The organism is Pantoea sp. GL120224-02, assembly GCF_900215395.1.
In the GTDB taxonomy this organism is placed as follows: domain Bacteria; phylum Pseudomonadota; class Gammaproteobacteria; order Enterobacterales; family Enterobacteriaceae; genus Pantoea; species Pantoea communis.
This window is the reverse complement of record NZ_OBEC01000009.1, coordinates 142,392-158,617: the sequence shown is the minus strand read 5'-3', so window position 1 is coordinate 158,617 and position 16,226 is coordinate 142,392. Positions and strand designations below refer to the sequence as shown.

Sequence of the window (16,226 nt, the reverse complement as noted above, 5' to 3'; positions counted from 1 at the left end):
AACAGCGGAGCACGACATAAAACAGGGAGAGAGAGATATTTGCCAACCAGCGTAATATTGTTGTCAGGCAACAACAATTAACTGCCGCTCAAGGCATTGATTAACGCATCACACAGCAACGTCACGGGGGATGAGGGTTGCGGCAGCTCTTTGAGCAGCAGATAACTGTGTAAACGGTCCATTTGCCACTCGGGCAACACCTGTTGGATCTCGCCGCGCCCCAGCGCCTCTTGCGTCATATACGCTGGTAAATAAGCGATGCCGGTGCCGGCCAGCGCCGCATTCAGCAGCGCCATGCTGTTGTTGGCGCGGAAACGGCTGTGCACATCCAGCGCCAGTCGCTGTTTATCGCGGCGAAACGGTAGTGCGGCCGTATGCGCGGGTCCGTGGAACAGCAACAAATCGTGACGTGTCAGGCGCTCTGGATGGTCGATAGCGGGATGCGCTGCCAGATAATCCGGCGTGGCATAGAGTCCCCACTCGATGGTGCTCAGTTCGCGATAATTAGCGACTTCCGGCGCACGCGCACGAATCACTATTGCCACATCCGCGCTGGGCTGTGGATCGTCACTGGTGGTGAGGTCGAGATCGACGTTGATATGAATGTGGCGGCGGATAAAGTCATTCAGAGTGGGAACGACGCACTGGCAGCCATAGGTGATTGGCGCCTGTAAGCGCACATTACCTGCGGGCAGTTGATGAACCTGCTGCACAAACGCATCGGCGCGGTGCATCTCTTCCAGCATGCGGGTACAAAACGGATAGTAAGCCTGACCCAGCTCGGTCAACGCCACTTTCCGCGTGGTGCGCTGCAGCAGTTTGATGCCGAGTCGCACTTCCAGCCGCGCGATTTCGCGACTGACATGGGATTTAGAGACGCCTAAGGTTCGCGCGGCTTCACTGAAACTTTGCCGCTCAACGACGCGCGCAAACAGCATCATGGCGGTGAGATTGTCGCTGTTGTCCATGTTCTCTGATGAGTAACAAACTGAGAACAGCAGCTTAAAAGTAAAAGCAGCAATAAGCACCGAATTTAATCAGCGCACATTGCGGAGCGGCGTAATTTATCGTGTAACGCCTTCGCGATTCACTGCGCAATAAATTGCGCCGCTACGTCTCCAGTGCGAGCTAATCTTAGCGTCATCGATCAACTGGCCACCGCTAAGGGGAACAATAAGCGTTCCTGTTCAACGCGGCGCTGGCGGCGTAACTGGCCCGGCGTGACGCTGAAATAGTTTTTGAATGTACGTGTATAGGCCTGCTGGGTATCAAACCCGTAGCTCATCGCCACCTGCAGAATCGCTTCATCGCTGTTGATCAGCGTGAGCGCGGACTCAGTCAACCGGCGCTGACGGATGTACTCTGCCAGAGAAAAACCGGTGTGCTGACGGAACAGACGTTGCAGATGCCAGCGGGAGTATCCCGAGCGGCGTGCTACTTCATCCAGATGCAAATCGTGCCCTAAGTTGTCTTCAATCCAGTCCAGCAAACTACGGATAAATTCGCGCTGATTCATGGGAACCTCCTGCTTCGACAATATGTCCAGTGCAGTCACTGTAGCGCGCTAAATTTATCCCTTAATTAGCAGAAAATTAGCGCAGAATTAGCAAGGGGGAAAGTGGGTGCTCCGCCTAAATAAGTTCAGCGGCAGAAAGGCAGCAAGAGCGTGAATCCTCAGAGGCTTGCATAAGTCAGTGAGGGGGTGAACGCTCGCAGCTCACGCCTCTGCAGCGGGAAGTATGACGGAGGGTAATTCTAGCCTAATTATCTGGCGCTACACTGCGTCCATCAGTTTGGGAGAACTCTATGCGTGTGCTGCTGGTAGAAGATGATGAAATGATTGGCGCCAACTTGCAGCAGGCGCTGGAAGCGGCGGGCTGGTCGGTGGACTGGGTGCGCGATGGCGTATTTGCCACCAACGCCTGGGCCGAAGGCGGTTATACCTGCGTGCTGCTCGATCTCGGTTTACCGCGGGAAGACGGTATTCACGTATTGAAGCGTGCGCGTACGCGTGGCGATATGACGCCCGTGCTGGTGCTGACTGCGCGTGACACAGTGCAACAACGCATTCAGGGACTCGACAGCGGCGCCGATGACTATTTGCTTAAACCCTTTGATCTGCAAGAGGTACTGGCGCGCATGCGTGCAATCACCCGACGTCGTCACGGAGCGGCGGATTCCCTGTTAGGCAGTGGCGATGTGCAGCTGGATATGATGACGCGCGAAGTGCTGTACAAAGGCCAACGCGAACAGCTGACTGCACGCGAATATGCCCTGCTCTACGCTCTGCTGGAGCGACCAGGTGCCATCCTGTCACGCGAACAATTAGAGAACCGCATTTACGGCTGGGGTGAAGAAGTCACCAGCAACGCCGTTGATGTGCTGATCCACGGCATGCGCCGCAAGCTCGATAACGAAGTGATTCGCAACGTGCGCGGTTTGGGCTGGCGAGTACCGGCAATATGAAACCTTTCACTTTTATGCGCTCCCTGCGTAACAAACTGCTCGCCACGCTGGTGCTGCTGCACCTGGCGATGATCGGCGGCGTCACCTGGTATTTCTACCATTGTTATGGCGACATGATGGGCACCATGAAGGACGATCAGCTCGCCAAGATTGCTGATGCCTGGTCCTCCAGCCAGCGCATGCCTGCGCTGATGCCAATGGTGATGCAGCAAGAAAAGCTGAAGAGCACCTACATCGTTCAGCTGTGGGACACCAACAATCATCTGCGCGCCAGCTCATGGCCTGCTTTACAGGCGCCGCTGCAGGCAAAAAAAGGCTGGTCCGATTTAAAAGTTGGCGACTGTGGCGATGACTGTGACTGGCGCGTGTATACCCGTCCCGGCGAACTGGGCAGTGAAATCGGTAATATTCAGGTTTTACACAACATCGGCTACATGAAAAGTTTGATGGTGAAGCGGGTGCTGTCCGCCATCATTCCTTTAATGCTGATGATGCCGCTGTCACTGCTGGTGATCTGGCTGGTAGTACGTGCCATCACGCGAGATTTGCGCGTTGCCTCGCGACAGATTGCCGCACAAGAAACATTGCATCCACACTCGGTATCGCCGGATGGCTTACCGGATGAAGTGCTGCCGCTGGTCGCTGCTTATAACTCTCTGCTCGATAAGCTACGGGCAGCCTGGTCATCGCAACGACAGTTCCTTGAAGATGCGGCACATGAACTGCGCACGCCGGTTACCGCCGTCACCTTGCAGCTGGAAAATCTGCGCCAGCATATTCAGCCTGGTGAAGCCAGTCGCCAGTTTGATCAGCTGGAAGCCGGCGTCACGCGGACGCGCCATCTGGTGACGCAGTTGCTGAATATCTCGCGCCAGGAAGATCAGTCAGTGGTGGCCACGGTGGAAACCATCCAGCTCGATGATTTGCTGAAAGAGAGCATCGAGCAGTTGATGGTGGTCGCCGATAAACGCGGCATTGATATCGGTTTTAATGGCACCACGCACTATCGCCTGCACGCCAGCCGTTCCGATTTGCGTAGCCTGTTTGATAACCTCATCGGCAACGCGATGCTGCACACGCCGGAAGGCAGCCTGGTGGATGTGCTGCTGCATCGGGTGGGCAATCACACCGTGGTGGATATCGTCGATAACGGGCCGGGCATGCCGGAGTCCTTTATCGAACGCGCCTTTGATCGCTTCACCCGTTCGCCAGATGTTCAGGCGCAAGGCAGCGGTTTGGGTCTGTCGATTGTGCGCAGCGTAGCGCAGAAGCATCAGATGCAGGTCGCGCTGTCGAACTGCCATAACGCCCAGGGACAAATTTCCGGCCTGCAGGTGCGTGTTACCCTGCCATGATCAACGTGCGCTACTGTGTTGAATAACAAACACGGTAGCGGCACAACGTATTGAGTCTTTTACTCTTCAAACTCGCAATCCCCGATAAATCACACATTTTTCCGCTTCAAATTCCTGGGCGCGATGCACCGGACATTTCTCCGCCATCAAATGCCAAAGGCGCGATGAACCCCGCATTTTCTGCCGCCAATTCCAAAGGCGCGCCGAACCACGCATTTTCTGCCGCCAATTCCAAAGGCGCGCCGAACCACGCTTTTTCCAACGTCATATTTTAAAGGCGCACGATGAATCGTGCCGCTACGTTCTTTTTCTTCATCTGAGATCTTTGCGGTTGTACGCGACAACGTAAACGGTTGCGGGGTTCCGTTCGCTACACGGCAACTATGTGATCATAGTCACATTTTTAATGAATCAAAATGCAACATTTTTTGACAAACGTGATCAAAATCTATTTCCTATCGCTGTGTTACAGGCACATTACGCACACTTGAAAATTCGGCGAATTAGACCGGTTAAAAAACAACTCACGGCCCATCCCCTGGGATCGCTTTCACTCGATCGCGACGCATCTGCGGCGATCACTAGCATGTGGTTAATAAAATAATGAAATTTAAAGCATTGATAGCAGGGGCCTTACTGGCCAGCAGCTGGACCGGCGCGGCACAAGCGGCAGACAGCGATCCGCAGTATCTTTCAGACTGGTGGCATCAGAGCGTTAACGTGGTGGGCAGTACACACACCCGTTTCGGACCACAGTTCAACAATGACGTGTATCTCGAATACGAAGCCTTTGCTAAAAAAGACTGGTTCGATTTTTACGGCTATGCGGATTTAACCAACTTCTTCGGCGTGGGTAACAGCAACGCGAACGGCATTTTCGACCACGGTTCGCCGCTGTTCATGGAAATTGAACCGCGTTTCTCTATCGATAAACTGACCGGTACCAGCCTGGCATTTGGTCCGTTTAAAGAGTGGTACTTCGCCAACAACTACATCTATGACATGGGTCGTAACGCTTCACAGCGTCAGAACACCTGGTACATGGGTCTGGGTACCGACATCGATACCCACAGCGATATCGGTCTGTCATTGAACGTGTATGCCAAATACCAGTGGCAGAACTACGGTGCAGCGAACGAAAACAGCTGGGATGGTTATCGCTTCAAAGTGAAATACTTTGTGCCGATTACCGATCTGTGGGGCGGCAAGCTGAGCTACATCGGCTTCACCAACTTCGACTGGGGTTCAGACCTGCGCGATGAGACCGGTCCATCACGTACCAGCAATTCGATCGCGTCCAGCCACATTCTGTCGCTGAACTACGATCACTGGCACGTTTCTACCGTGGCACGTTATTTCCACAATGGCGGTCAGTGGGCGGATGGGCAGGAGCTGAACTTCGGCAACGGTCCGTTTGAAGTGAAATCGACGGGCTGGGGTTACTATCTGGTCGTGGGTTACAACTTCTAATTCGTATGAATACAAGGGTCGCCATCACTGGCGACCCTTGTAAGGTACGCATTTATGCGTACCTGGTCACAAACTGTTCCGGTTTAACTCTGCGGCATGTCCGCACTCACCATCCAGGGCACGCCAAACTTATCGGTGAACATGCCGAAACCGTGCGCCCAGAATGTCGGCTCCCACGCTTTCGTCACCTCTCCGCCTGCGGATAAAGCATCAAACCAACGTTTTCCTTGCGCTTCATCGAGTGTCGATAAACATACGGAAAAGCCGGCGTAGTTTGCCTGCTGTGCGCCATCGCTCATCATCAATTCACCCTGACCGATGCGCAGCTGGGCATGCATGATTTGTTCTGGCGAGAAGGTCACGCCAGAGGGGCAGCCCTCATCCTCAACAGGGGTTTCATCCGGCATGTCACCGAAGGTCATTTTAAACAGTAGTTCGCCGTCAGTGGCCGCAAGATAAAAGGCGATCGCCTCTTCACAGCGGCCGTTGTAAAACAAATAAGGTGTAATTTGCATGGTCGGTTCTCCTTAACGTAAACGTACGGAGCGAGTGTAATGCGCAATTTTTAAAAAGCTGCGAGCCAAACCGCACTCTTAACTTTGCTGACAATCCAGGACACAATCTTACTTTTGTTGACAATAGCGGCGGAACAGCTGGGCCATATAAGCGCTCATTGGGGTCAGCGCGGTGTCTTTCCGCTGGATCAAATAGAAGGTGGCTTTTGGTAACGGATCGTCAAGATCGAGGGCAATAAGTTGCCCACCGTGCGTCGGATCCTCAATGACATCGCGCGAGATGATGCTGACAAAATCACTCTTTGCCACCAGGCTGGTGCAGGCCATAAAGGTTTCGCAGGTCACCACGATCTTCGGTGCCATGCCGCGTTCGCCAAACAGATCGTGCAGCAACCGATAGTAACTACCCTGCGGCGTCGGCATCGTCCAGTCACAGTGCTGCAACTCATTCAGTGAGCGGGCATGCGCCATCGGGTGGCCTTTACGCATCACCACCTGATAGTCACGCTCCATTAGCCGCTCAAAAATCAGCTCCTGATCCAGATGATGTTGATCGTAGGTATTAACGGTGAAATCCAGCGCGCCCTGACGCAGTTCATGCACCATCGACACCAGTTGACCCTCAACGATACGCACCTTCACCAGCGGGTATTCACGATGAAACTGGGTGATCACCTGCGGCATGATAGTGCGCGCAATACTGCCGCCCACGCCGATGTTCACTCTTCCGCCCGCCAATCCCAATCGCTGCTGAATATCCTCCTGCGCCACGCGCAATTCTTCCAGCACCAGACTGGCATGACGAAAAAAGTTATCACCGATATCCGTGAGCGTGACGCCTTGCTGACGACGTTCGAACAAACGTGCGCCAAGCGCCAGCTCCAGTTCCTGAATCGCTTTGGTCAGCGCAGGCTGTGAAAGTCCCGATAAGCGGCTGGCAGCGCGAATACTGCCCTGGCGGGCCACATCGACAAAGGCGCGCAGTTGATGAAGTTTGAGGTTGGCAGGCATGATTTTTGTGATAACCGTTGTTTATCAGTGACAAGATATTCGCATCTTATGCGCACCAATACCATTGTGTAGATTCGGGATAATGCATAAAAAACCAACACAAAGGATATGCCGATGAAAACCCTCTCCGACCTCGTCAACGCGCGGATTCCACAGATGCAAAGCTGGCGTCGCGATCTGCACCATTTTGCCGAATCGGGCTGGCTGGAGTTCCGTACTGCAACGATAGTGGCCGAAGAGCTGCATCGTCTTGGTTATCAGCTCAAGCTCGGCCGCGACGTGATCGATGCCGATGCGCGCATGGGCTTACCTTCTGACGAGGTACTGGCACAACAGGAAGCCCGTGCACTGGAGCAAGGCGCACTGCCACAGTGGATCTCGCATTTCTCAGGCGGCTTCTGCGGCGTAGTCGCCACGCTGGAGACCGGTCGTCCCGGCCCGGTGATGGGCTTCCGTGTCGATATGGATGCGCTGGACCAGAACGAAAGCCGTGATGCCGACCACATCCCTACCCGTGAAGGATTTGCCTCCTGCAACTCCGGCATGATGCACGCCTGCGGCCACGACGGCCATACGACTATCGGCCTGGCGCTGGCGGGCGTGTTGATGGAGATGAAAGATCAGCTCAGCGGCACCATTAAGATCATCTTCCAGCCTGCCGAAGAGGGCGTGCGTGGCGCTAAAGCGATGGTGGCCGCAGGCGTGGTGGATGATGTGGATCTGTTTACCGCTATCCATCTCGGCACAGGCGTACCTGCTGGCGAAATCGTTTGCGGCAGCGACAGCTTCCTGGCCACCACCAAACTGGACGTCAATTTCACTGGCGTCGGCGCGCATGCGGGCGGTAAACCAGAAGAGGGTCGTAACGCCTTGCTGGCCGCCGCGCAAGCTACACTGGCGCTGCACAACCTGCCACAACACAGCGGCGGTGTCGCACGCGTCAACGTAGGTGTGTTGCAGGCGGGATCCGGACGCAACGTGGTGCCCGATTATGCCCTGATGAAAGTGGAAACCCGTGGCATCAGCAATCAGGTTAACGATGACATCTATCAGCAAGCCCTGCGCGTGATTTCCGGCGCGGCGGCGATGTATGGCGTTGAGTACGACATCAAACTAATGGGTGGCGCACGCAGCTGTACCCCAAGCCAGCCGTGGGTCGATTTTATCCACCAGCAGGCCGATGCCATGGGGATTTTCACCTCGGTAGTGGATACCAAAAAGCAGGCGGCGGGTTCGGAAGATGCCACATACATGCTGGAGCGCGTGCAGCAGCGTGGCGGTCAGTCATCCTATGTGATCTTTGGTTGCGATCTGGCGGCAGGCCACCACAACGCGAAGTTCGATTTTGACGAAGCGATTATGGCCACAGCGGTGCAAACCCTCGCGACGCTGGCGCTGAACCAGGCACAGTTTGGAGGTCAGCGATGAGCCATCACGATTTTATCGATCGTTACATCAACGAAAACCAGCCGCGCTTCACCGCCCTTAGCGATGCTATCTGGGATGTACCGGAAACCCGCTTTGAAGAGACGCAATCCGCGGCCATTCTGGCCGATGCGCTGGAGCAGGAAGGCTTTGCCGTCGAGCGTGGCGTCGGCAATATCGACACCGCCTTTATCGCCAGCATCGGCAGTGGAAAACCGGTGATTGCTATCCTCGGTGAGTTTGATGCGCTGGCCGGTTTGAGCCAGCAATCAGGCTGCGCCACACCACAACCACTGGTGGAAAACGGCAACGGGCACGGCTGCGGCCATAATCTGCTGGGCACCGCCGGACTGGCCGCGGCCTTCGCCATCAAAGCCTGGTGGGCGGAGAACGGCCAGCGCGGCACGCTGCGTTTTTACGGTTGCCCAGGCGAGGAAGGCGGTTCTGGCAAAACCTTTATGGTGCGCGAAGGGCTGTTTGATGACGTGGATGCCGCTGTCACCTGGCATCCTGAAGGCTTCAGCGGCATGTTCAACCTCAGCACGCTGGCCAACATCCAGGCCGCATTTCACTTCAAGGGCGTTGCCGCGCACGCCGCTAACTCGCCGCATCTGGGCCGCAGTGCGCTGGATGCCGTCACCCTGATGAACACCGGTGCCAACTTCCTACGCGAGCACATCGTGCAGGAAGCGCGTGTGCACTACGCCGTGACCAACACCGGCGGTGTTTCCCCCAATGTGGTGCAAGCCGATGCCGAAGTGCTGTATCTGATCCGCGCGCCAGAACTCGATCAGGCACAGGATATTTATCAGCGGGTGATCAATATCGCCCAAGGCGCGGCCCTGATGACCGACACCACCATGACGGTGCGCTTCGATAAAGCCTGCTCCAACTATGTGCCGAATCGCGCGCTGGAAGCGGTGATGGAGCGCAACTTGCATCAGTTTGGCTTGCCCGAGTACAGCGCGGAGGAGCAGCAGTTCGCCGCCGAGATTCGTGCCACGCTAACGAAGGACGATCTGCGCAATGCGCGTTTGAACGCAGCGCGCACCGGCGGCGAGGCAGGCGTGGCATGGACCGAGGCGCTGGGCGACAAAATTTTGATGGATGAAGTGGCACCGTATGCCATAACGCGCGAGCTGCTGTATGGCTCAACCGATGTCGGCGATGTGAGCTGGGTGACGCCAACCGCGCAGTGCTTTGCGCCTTGCTTCGCCTTTGGTACCCCGCTGCACACCTGGCAACTGGTGGCGCAGGGCCGCACTTCGCTGGGCCACAAAGGCATGTGTCTGGCCGCCAAAGTGATGGCCGCCACCGCGCTGACCTTGTTGCAGGATGAAGAAGCACTGGCGCGCTGCCGCGAAGAGTTCCAGCGCGTGCGCCGCGAACAGCCCTACAGCTGCCCGATTCCGGCAGATGTGACGCCATCAAAATTATAAAAGCCTTAGCGGCATAAAAGATTCAATCCGGCGCAAACCCGGATGCAGTAACCAAAAAAATAAAAACTAAAGCCCGTCATACTTCGAGTCGCCTCAGCGGCTTGAAGTATGACGGGCGCAAATACAACAGACATGACGAGGAATAACCGATGGAAGTGACCACGGAGAACCGCAGCCCAGGGAAGCTGTTTAGCTGGATTGAGCGGGTCGGCAACAAAGTGCCCAACCCGTTCTTACTGTTTGTCTATTTGATCGTGGTATTGATGGTCGCCACCGCGATTATCAGCTACTTCGATCTGGCAGTGAAAAATCCCACCAATGGCGAACTGGTGCGGGTCAACAACCTGCTGAGCGTGGCCGGGATTCAATGGATTCTGCCTAACATCATCAAAAACTTCAGCGGCTTCACGCCACTGGGGTCCATTCTGGCGCTGGTGATAGGTGCGGGTTTAGCAGAGAAAGTCGGCCTGCTGCAATCGCTGATGGTGAAGATGGCCTCACGCGTCAGCCGCCGCTACGCCAGCTATATGGTGCTGTTTATCGCCTTCTTCAGCCATATCTCATCGGATGCCGCACTGGTGGTGATGCCACCGCTGGGCGCGCTGATCTTCCTCGCCGTGGGTCGTCATCCGGTGGCGGGTTTACTGGCGGCTATCGCGGGTGTCGCTTCCGGCTTTACCGCCAACCTGCTGATCGTCACCACCGATGTGCTGCTCTCCGGCATCAGTACCGAAGCCGCGAAAGCGGTGAGCGATACCGTGCACGTGAGTGTGATCGATAACTGGTTCTTTATGGCCAGCTCGGTGATTGTGCTGACGATTGCCGGTGCCATCCTTACTGATAAGTTTGTCGAGCCGCGTCTTCCTGCGTGGAACGGCGGCAACAACGATCGCCTGCCGCCGCTGACCACGCTGGAGAACCGGGGCCTGCGGGCTGCGGGCATTGCCGCGCTGGTGTTTATCGCCCTGATGGCCCTGCTGGTGGTGCCAGAACATGCCCCCCTGCGTAACCCGAAAACCGGCGGCATCATTCCTTCGCCGTTTATTCAGGGCATTGTGCCGATCATCATCCTGTTCTTCTTTGTGGTGGCAATTGCTTACGGCGCCGTGACGAAGCAGATTCGTCGGGCCGATGACATCCCGCAGCTGCTGGTCGATCCGATGAAGAGCATGGCGGGCTTTATTGTGATGGTGTTCCCGCTGTCGCAGTTTGTCGCCTTCTTTAACTGGAGCAACATGGGCAAATTCATGGCGATCGGTCTGACCGATATGCTGGAAAGTGCCGGCATCAGTGGCGCGCCCGCGTTCCTCGGTTTGATGTTCCTGTCGGCATTCTTGTGCATGTTTATTGCCAGCGGCTCAGCCATCTGGTCGATTCTGGCGCCAGTGTTCGTGCCGATGTTTATGCTGCTCGGATTCCATCCGGCCTTCGCGCAGATGATTTTCCGTATCGCGGATTCTGCCGTATTGCCCCTCGCGCCGATGTCACCGTTCCTGCCGCTGTTCCTCGGATTCCTGCAGCGATACCAAAAAGATGCGCAACTTGGCACCTATTATGTGCTGATCTTCCCGTATCCGGTGGTGTTCTTTATCAGCTGGATCATCCTGCTGCTGGCATGGTACGCACTGGGTTTACCGATTGGACCGGGCGTTTACCCCAGCCTGCATTAATCGCATCGCCATGGACGGCGATCACACTTCTGTGAACTGCAACGTAGATTGCGAAAATGTCACCGTTGCCCCTCTCGGCAACCCGCGATGAATTGATTATCCTGCTATTCCTTCGCTTGCTAACGGTTAATTATTTTTAAAACCCATAAAACCGTGCGAGTTCTGCAAACACCGAGGTTTATCCAATAATGACAACAATCACTTCGACAGGGATGGCGAACGATCACATCGCAGCGGATCGCCGCACCTTAGCCGGGCGCATCGATGCACTGCCCTCATCCGCAGGCTTATGGCGTTTTATTACGCTGCTGGCGCTGGGCGGTTTTTTTGAGCTCTACGATCTGTTTGAAACCGGCTATATCAGTTCTGGTCTACTGGCTGCTGGCGTGTTTCATACCGGCTCGGAAGGGGTGTTCGGCATTGCTGACCAGGCCGCCTTCGCCTCGGCGACTTTCCTCGGCCTGTTTGTCGGTGCCAGCCTGCTGGCTCCCTATGCCGACCGCTTTGGTCGTCGTCTGACCTTTATGTGCGCACTGGCATGGTATGGCGTGTTCTCGCTGTTGATGGCCTTCCAGCAGAGCGCCGAAATGATCATCCTGTTCCGCTTCCTGGTCGGTATCGGCCTCGGTGTTGAGCTGGTGACCATTGATACCTATCTGTCCGAATGGGTGCCTGCTCATCTGCGCAGCCGCGCTTTTGCCTACTCTTTCTTTATCCAGTTCCTGTCGGTACCCGCGGTGGCGCTGATGTCATGGTGGCTGGTACCGCAAACTATTCTCAGCCTTGAAGGCTGGCGCTGGGTGGTGATCGCCGGTGCGGTTTGCTCGCTGGTGATCTGGCTGATTCGTAAAAACCTGCCGGAATCAGCGCGCTGGCTGGCGCAGCAGGGCCGTCATCAGGAAGCGCATAAGGTGCTGAGTGAGATGGAAAAACGCTGCGGGATTGCGCCGGGCGAAGATTTCTCTGACAGCGATGCCGCAGCAGCGTTGCCAAAAAAAGGTCGCTTTAGCGAGATTTGGTCCCCGGCTTACCGCAAGCGTACGCTGATGCTGGTAGTGATGAACTTCTTCCAGGCAATTGGCTTCTTCGGCTTCGGTAACTGGCTGCCTGCACTGCTGTCCGGCAAAGGCGCAACGGTGACCCACAGCCTGCTGTATGCGTTCTTTATCACCCTGGCTTATCCGCTCGGCTCACTGATTTGCAGTCGCTACGCCGATAAGCTCGAGAACAAATGGCAGATCGTTTTCTCCTCCCTGATGACCGTGGTATTCGGCACGCTGTTCGCGCTGGCAACCAATCCGGTGCTGATGATCATCTGTGGCTTCCTGATCACCTACAGCAACGCGTGGCTGACCTTTAGCTACCACGCCTATCAGACCGAGATTTTCCCGACGCATATTCGCGCGCGTGCGGTCGGCTTCTGCTACTCCTTTAGCCGCCTGTCCACGGTGTTCAGCAGCATTTTGATCGGCATTATTTTGCAGTACGCCGGCAGCCAGGGCGTGATCGTCTTTATCGTGCTGAGCATGCTGATGGTGATGCTGTCAGTGGGGATTTACGGTCCGAAAACACGCGGGCTGGATTTGGAGAATATTTAACAAGACGTAAGGAGTCTTGATATCCAGCGGTAAGTAACGGGTGATAACGCAGTCTGGAGCCGCTTAGGGTCTGGCGTTTTGTAAAAAGGCCGCCAATGATGAAAATGGCGGCCCTATCTGGTTAAAGCGGTACGCAAATTTGCGCCCCGCTTTATGTCACTTTACTGCCCTTCCAGCACCTTAATGTCCGCGCTGCCCTGCTTCGACTCGACCGCCTCATCCTTGCGTAGCTTCGCCACATCCTTCGCCGTCACCGTCGACTTCACGCCATTACCCCAGCTGCCACGGATAAAGTTCACCACATCTGCCACCTGGTTGTCGTTCAGACGCCAACCGAATGCCGGCATGGTGATGGCTGACGGAGCGCCCTGCACGCCAGGCAAGGTGCCGCCCACCAATACGATGTGGATCAGCGAGGTCGGGTCCTCCGCCATGACGACCGGATTGCCGCGCAGTGCCGGGTAGAAACGTTGATAACCGCTGCCGTCGGTCTTATGACAGGCCGCACAGCTATCGACATACACCGAAGCACCTGGCTGGCTGTCATCGCCCTTCCACAACGCTTTGGCGACCGCATCATCCTGCGTGAACACCGTCTGGCTGGCATCCTTCGCACCCAGCGACTTCAGATATTTAGCAATCGCGCTGATATCTTCATCGTTGAGATACTGCAGGCTGTGCTGCACCACATCGGTCATGCCACCAAATACGGCGGTGTGATCGTTGCGGCCAAAGCGCAGGAACTGCTTCAGATCGTCTTCGCTCCAGCGGCCTAAACCATCACGGTTGTCACCGCGCAGATTGCTGGCGGTCCAGCCATCAATCGGTGCGCTACTGCCTGACAGGTAATCATTGCCTTCGCCGTTGGTCAGCGCTTTTTCCTGCATGGTGATGCTACGCGGTGTATGGCAGGCACCGCAGTGACCCAGACCTTCCACCAGATAGCGACCGCGCGCCAGCGCCGGATCTTCCTGCGCGGCGGGCTGGAACGCTTTCACGTCTGGCGCGAAGATGCCACGCCAGATGGAGAGCGGCCAGCGCATCGACAACGGCCAGGGAATGTCGCTGTCTTTGTTAGCCTGCGCCACCGGCTGTACGCCATGCATAAAGTAGGCATACAGCGCCTGCATGTCTTCATCGCTGACTACCGCGTAGGACGGATATGGCATCGCCGGATAGAGCGTCTCGCCATTTTTCGCCACGCCATGACGCACCGCTTTCTGGAAATCGTCGTAGCTGTAGTCACCAATACCGGTGGTTTTATCCGGGGTGATGTTAGTGGAGTAAATGGTGCCAATTGGCGTCGCCATCGGTAAGCCACCGGCAAACGGCTTGCCGCCCTCGGTGCTATGGCAGGCTACGCAGTCACCCGCGCGTGCCAGATACTCACCGCGCTTCACCAGAGCGTCCGAACCTGCTTCGTCCGCCACTGCGGCGAACGTCATCGTGCCCAGAAACAGGGCCAAAATGCTTTTGATCATCGCCGTGTTCCTTATGCCTGAACCAGGGGGCCGGGGTTCTTCAGATACTGTTCGCGGATAGCTTTCGCTGACCAATAGCTCAGCGCCGCCACCATGCCGGTTGGGTTATAGCCGAGGCCCTGCGGGAACGCAGAGGCGCCTGGCACAAACACGTTAGGCACATCCCAGCTCTGCAGATAACGGTTCACCGCACTGGTTTTCGGATCTTCACCCATGATCGCGCCGCCGCTCATATGCGTGGTCTGGTACACGGTGGTATCGAAGTGCGTGCCTGGTCCTTTGGCGCCGCCGATGATCATTTTCGGGTTCATCGCTTCGGTGATCTTGCGCATCTTGCCGACCATAAACTGCGCCATCTTGATGTCGTTGTCCTGCCAGTCAAAGGTCATGCGCAGCAGCGGCTGGCCATAGACATCTTTGTAGTTCGGATCGAGATCGAGATAGTTGGCGCGATACGACTGGTGCGCGCCGTGCGCATCCATCGAAATATGATGGTTATAGGTATCAGCCACAGCGGCTTTCCACTGGCTGCCCCAGTTTGGCGTGCCTTTCGGCGTCGGCAAACCGGAGATCGGTTTGGTACCCGCCTGGTTCACCCAGAACGGGGAGCCGCCAACAAAACCATGTGGGCCGTGGTCGAAGTTGTCTGCGTTGAAGTCATCCACTGCCACGCCCGCACCGCCCGCACCAATAAACGGGTTGGTGGTGGTGTTTTTGTCGAACAGCGCTTTCAGGGTCGAGATGTTCTGATAGGCGAAGTTACGACCCACCACACCTTCGTTGCTGATCGGGTTGTACGGTTTGCCGATGCCTGACAGCAGCATCAGATGCACGTTGTGGAACTGGAACGCAGACAGGATCACCAGATCCGCTGGCTGCACCACTTCACGCCCCTGACCATCCAGATAGGTCACGCCGGTGGCGCGCTTCTTGTCATCGGTCAGATTGACGCGCAGCACGTAGGAGTTGTTACGCAGTTCGAACTTCGGCTCCTGACGCAGCGCGGGCAGAATATTCACGTTCGGAGAAGCTTTGGAGTACATGTAGCAGGCATAACCGCTGCAGTAACCGCAGAAGTTGCACGGCCCCATCTGCGCACCATAGGTGTTGGTGTACGGGCCAGAGGTGTTGGCTGACGGCATATCATAGGGATGATAACCCACTGATTCAGCAGCCTGGGCAAACAGCTGTGCCGAGTAAGTACGCTTCTGCGCAGGCAGTGGGAAAGCACTGGAACGATCCGGCGCGTAAGGGTTACCCCCTTTCTCTTTGCCCTGCAGCTGGCCTTTGATCGACCAGGCGCTGCCGGATGTACCAAATACTTTCTCAGCCTGATCAAAGAACGGCTCCAGCTCATCATAGCTGACGCCGAAATCCTGGATGGTCATGCCTTCCGGGATGAAGTTTTTGCCGTAGCGCTGCTCGTAATGGCTGCGCAGGTTCAGCTCCACCGGATCGACACGGAAATGCACGCCTGACCAGTGCAGACCTGCACCGCCGGTGCCGGTGCCCGGCAAAAACGCCGCCAGCTGACGATACGGCACCGCAGTTTGCGAGGCATCGTGACGGATGGTCACGGTGCTTTTCGACAGATCCTGGAACAACTTTTTACGGATGTTATAGGTCAATTCATCAATCGACTGCGGATAAGATCCATCAGGATAGGTATCACGATGTGGACCGCGCTCCAGCGCCACCACCGTCAGACCGGCTTCGGTCAGCTCTTTCGCCATGATGGCTCCGGCCCAGCCGAAACCCACCACCACCGCGTCTACTTTTTTCAATTCATTTGCCAC

Annotated in this window: 14 protein-coding genes; 8 read left to right on the top strand and 6 right to left on the bottom strand. The window is 56.1% G+C overall.

Annotated elements, in window-relative coordinates; genetic code table 11:
• Positions 1-77: 77 nt before the first annotated feature.
• A complete protein-coding gene (locus tag CRO33_RS17280; RefSeq protein WP_097118983.1) occupies positions 78-968 on the bottom strand; it encodes a LysR family transcriptional regulator in 891 nt (296 codons plus the stop codon).
• Positions 969-1,147: 179 nt separating this feature from the next.
• Positions 1,148-1,516 (bottom strand): helix-turn-helix domain-containing protein, encoded by a 369-nt coding sequence (locus CRO33_RS17275; RefSeq protein WP_034826803.1) that lies wholly within the window; start codon positions 1,514-1,516, stop codon positions 1,148-1,150.
• A 290-nt stretch (positions 1,517-1,806) separates the two neighbouring features.
• Here CRO33_RS17275 and CRO33_RS17270 point away from each other — a divergent pair, with 290 nt between their 5' ends.
• The 4 genes from CRO33_RS17270 to CRO33_RS17260 all read left to right on the top strand — a co-directional run bounded on the left by CRO33_RS17270 (position 1,807) and on the right by CRO33_RS17260 (position 5,291).
• Positions 1,807-2,466, top strand: coding sequence for a response regulator (locus CRO33_RS17270; protein ID WP_034826805.1), 660 nt, complete (start codon positions 1,807-1,809; stop codon positions 2,464-2,466).
• Positions 2,463-3,821 carry a sensor histidine kinase gene (locus CRO33_RS17265; RefSeq protein WP_097118982.1) on the top strand — a complete coding sequence of 453 codons (1,359 nt, stop codon included), beginning with the start codon at positions 2,463-2,465 and terminating at the stop codon, positions 3,819-3,821. The genes CRO33_RS17270 and CRO33_RS17265 overlap by 4 nt, the downstream gene beginning before the upstream one ends.
• Positions 3,822-3,871: 50 nt before the next feature.
• A complete protein-coding gene (locus CRO33_RS24440; RefSeq protein ID WP_141399032.1) occupies positions 3,872-4,096 on the top strand; it encodes a hypothetical protein in 225 nt (74 codons plus the stop codon).
• A 328-nt stretch (positions 4,097-4,424) separates the two neighbouring features.
• Positions 4,425-5,291 (top strand): nucleoside-specific channel-forming protein Tsx, encoded by an 867-nt coding sequence (locus CRO33_RS17260; RefSeq protein WP_034826809.1) that lies wholly within the window; start codon positions 4,425-4,427, stop codon positions 5,289-5,291.
• 83 nt (positions 5,292-5,374) lie between these two features.
• Here the strand turns inward: CRO33_RS17260 and yjdN are convergent, their stop codons facing one another.
• On the bottom strand, positions 5,375-5,806 hold the full coding sequence (gene yjdN / locus CRO33_RS17255) for a VOC family metalloprotein YjdN (protein WP_097118981.1): 432 nt from the start codon (positions 5,804-5,806) through the stop codon (positions 5,375-5,377).
• Between the two features lie 108 nt (positions 5,807-5,914).
• A complete protein-coding gene (locus CRO33_RS17250) occupies positions 5,915-6,817 on the bottom strand; it encodes a LysR family transcriptional regulator (protein ID WP_097118980.1) in 903 nt (300 codons plus the stop codon).
• Between the two features lie 114 nt (positions 6,818-6,931).
• On the opposite strand from CRO33_RS17250, the gene CRO33_RS17245 reads away from it, so the two are divergent.
• The 4 genes from CRO33_RS17245 (at position 6,932) to CRO33_RS17230 (ending at position 12,949) form a co-directional block, all read left to right on the top strand.
• Positions 6,932-8,245 (top strand): amidohydrolase, encoded by a 1,314-nt coding sequence (locus CRO33_RS17245; RefSeq protein WP_097118979.1) that lies wholly within the window; start codon positions 6,932-6,934, stop codon positions 8,243-8,245.
• Complete coding sequence (locus CRO33_RS17240; RefSeq protein WP_097118978.1) at positions 8,242-9,681, top strand: M20 family metallopeptidase; 1,440 nt, start codon at positions 8,242-8,244, stop codon at positions 9,679-9,681. Before CRO33_RS17245 ends, CRO33_RS17240 begins: the two co-directional genes overlap by 4 nt.
• 149 nt (positions 9,682-9,830) lie before the next feature.
• A complete protein-coding gene (abgT, locus tag CRO33_RS17235) occupies positions 9,831-11,351 on the top strand; it encodes a p-aminobenzoyl-glutamate transporter (RefSeq protein ID WP_097118977.1) in 1,521 nt (506 codons plus the stop codon).
• Between the two features lie 188 nt (positions 11,352-11,539).
• Positions 11,540-12,949 (top strand): MFS transporter, encoded by a 1,410-nt coding sequence (locus CRO33_RS17230; RefSeq protein ID WP_097118976.1) that lies wholly within the window; start codon positions 11,540-11,542, stop codon positions 12,947-12,949.
• Positions 12,950-13,110: 161 nt separating this feature from the next.
• Here the strand turns inward: CRO33_RS17230 and CRO33_RS17225 are convergent, their stop codons facing one another.
• Both CRO33_RS17225 and CRO33_RS17220 read right to left on the bottom strand, forming a co-directional pair.
• Complete coding sequence (locus tag CRO33_RS17225; RefSeq protein WP_097118975.1) at positions 13,111-14,430, bottom strand: c-type cytochrome; 1,320 nt, start codon at positions 14,428-14,430, stop codon at positions 13,111-13,113.
• A gap of 11 nt (positions 14,431-14,441) precedes the next feature.
• Positions 14,442-16,226 carry a GMC family oxidoreductase gene (locus CRO33_RS17220; protein ID WP_038643584.1) on the bottom strand — a complete coding sequence of 595 codons (1,785 nt, stop codon included), beginning with the start codon at positions 16,224-16,226 and terminating at the stop codon, positions 14,442-14,444.

Bases quoted from the DNA above. Each gene is read 5' to 3' on its own strand.
- CRO33_RS17280 (WP_097118983.1), bottom strand. From the start codon at position 968: ATGGACAACAGCGACAATCTCACCGCCATGATGCTGTTTGCGCGCGTC.
- CRO33_RS17275 (WP_034826803.1), bottom strand. From the start codon at position 1,516: ATGAATCAGCGCGAATTTATCCGTAGTTTGCTGGACTGGATTGAAGAC.
- CRO33_RS17270 (WP_034826805.1), top strand. From the start codon at position 1,807: ATGCGTGTGCTGCTGGTAGAAGATGATGAAATGATTGGCGCCAACTTG.
- CRO33_RS17265 (WP_097118982.1), top strand. From the start codon at position 2,463: ATGAAACCTTTCACTTTTATGCGCTCCCTGCGTAACAAACTGCTCGCC.
- CRO33_RS17260 (WP_034826809.1), top strand. From the start codon at position 4,425: ATGAAATTTAAAGCATTGATAGCAGGGGCCTTACTGGCCAGCAGCTGG.
- yjdN (WP_097118981.1), bottom strand. From the start codon at position 5,806: ATGCAAATTACACCTTATTTGTTTTACAACGGCCGCTGTGAAGAGGCG.
- CRO33_RS17250 (WP_097118980.1), bottom strand. From the start codon at position 6,817: ATGCCTGCCAACCTCAAACTTCATCAACTGCGCGCCTTTGTCGATGTG.
- CRO33_RS17245 (WP_097118979.1), top strand. From the start codon at position 6,932: ATGAAAACCCTCTCCGACCTCGTCAACGCGCGGATTCCACAGATGCAA.
- CRO33_RS17240 (WP_097118978.1), top strand. From the start codon at position 8,242: ATGAGCCATCACGATTTTATCGATCGTTACATCAACGAAAACCAGCCG.
- abgT (WP_097118977.1), top strand. From the start codon at position 9,831: ATGGAAGTGACCACGGAGAACCGCAGCCCAGGGAAGCTGTTTAGCTGG.
- CRO33_RS17230 (WP_097118976.1), top strand. From the start codon at position 11,540: ATGACAACAATCACTTCGACAGGGATGGCGAACGATCACATCGCAGCG.
- CRO33_RS17225 (WP_097118975.1), bottom strand. From the start codon at position 14,430: ATGATCAAAAGCATTTTGGCCCTGTTTCTGGGCACGATGACGTTCGCC.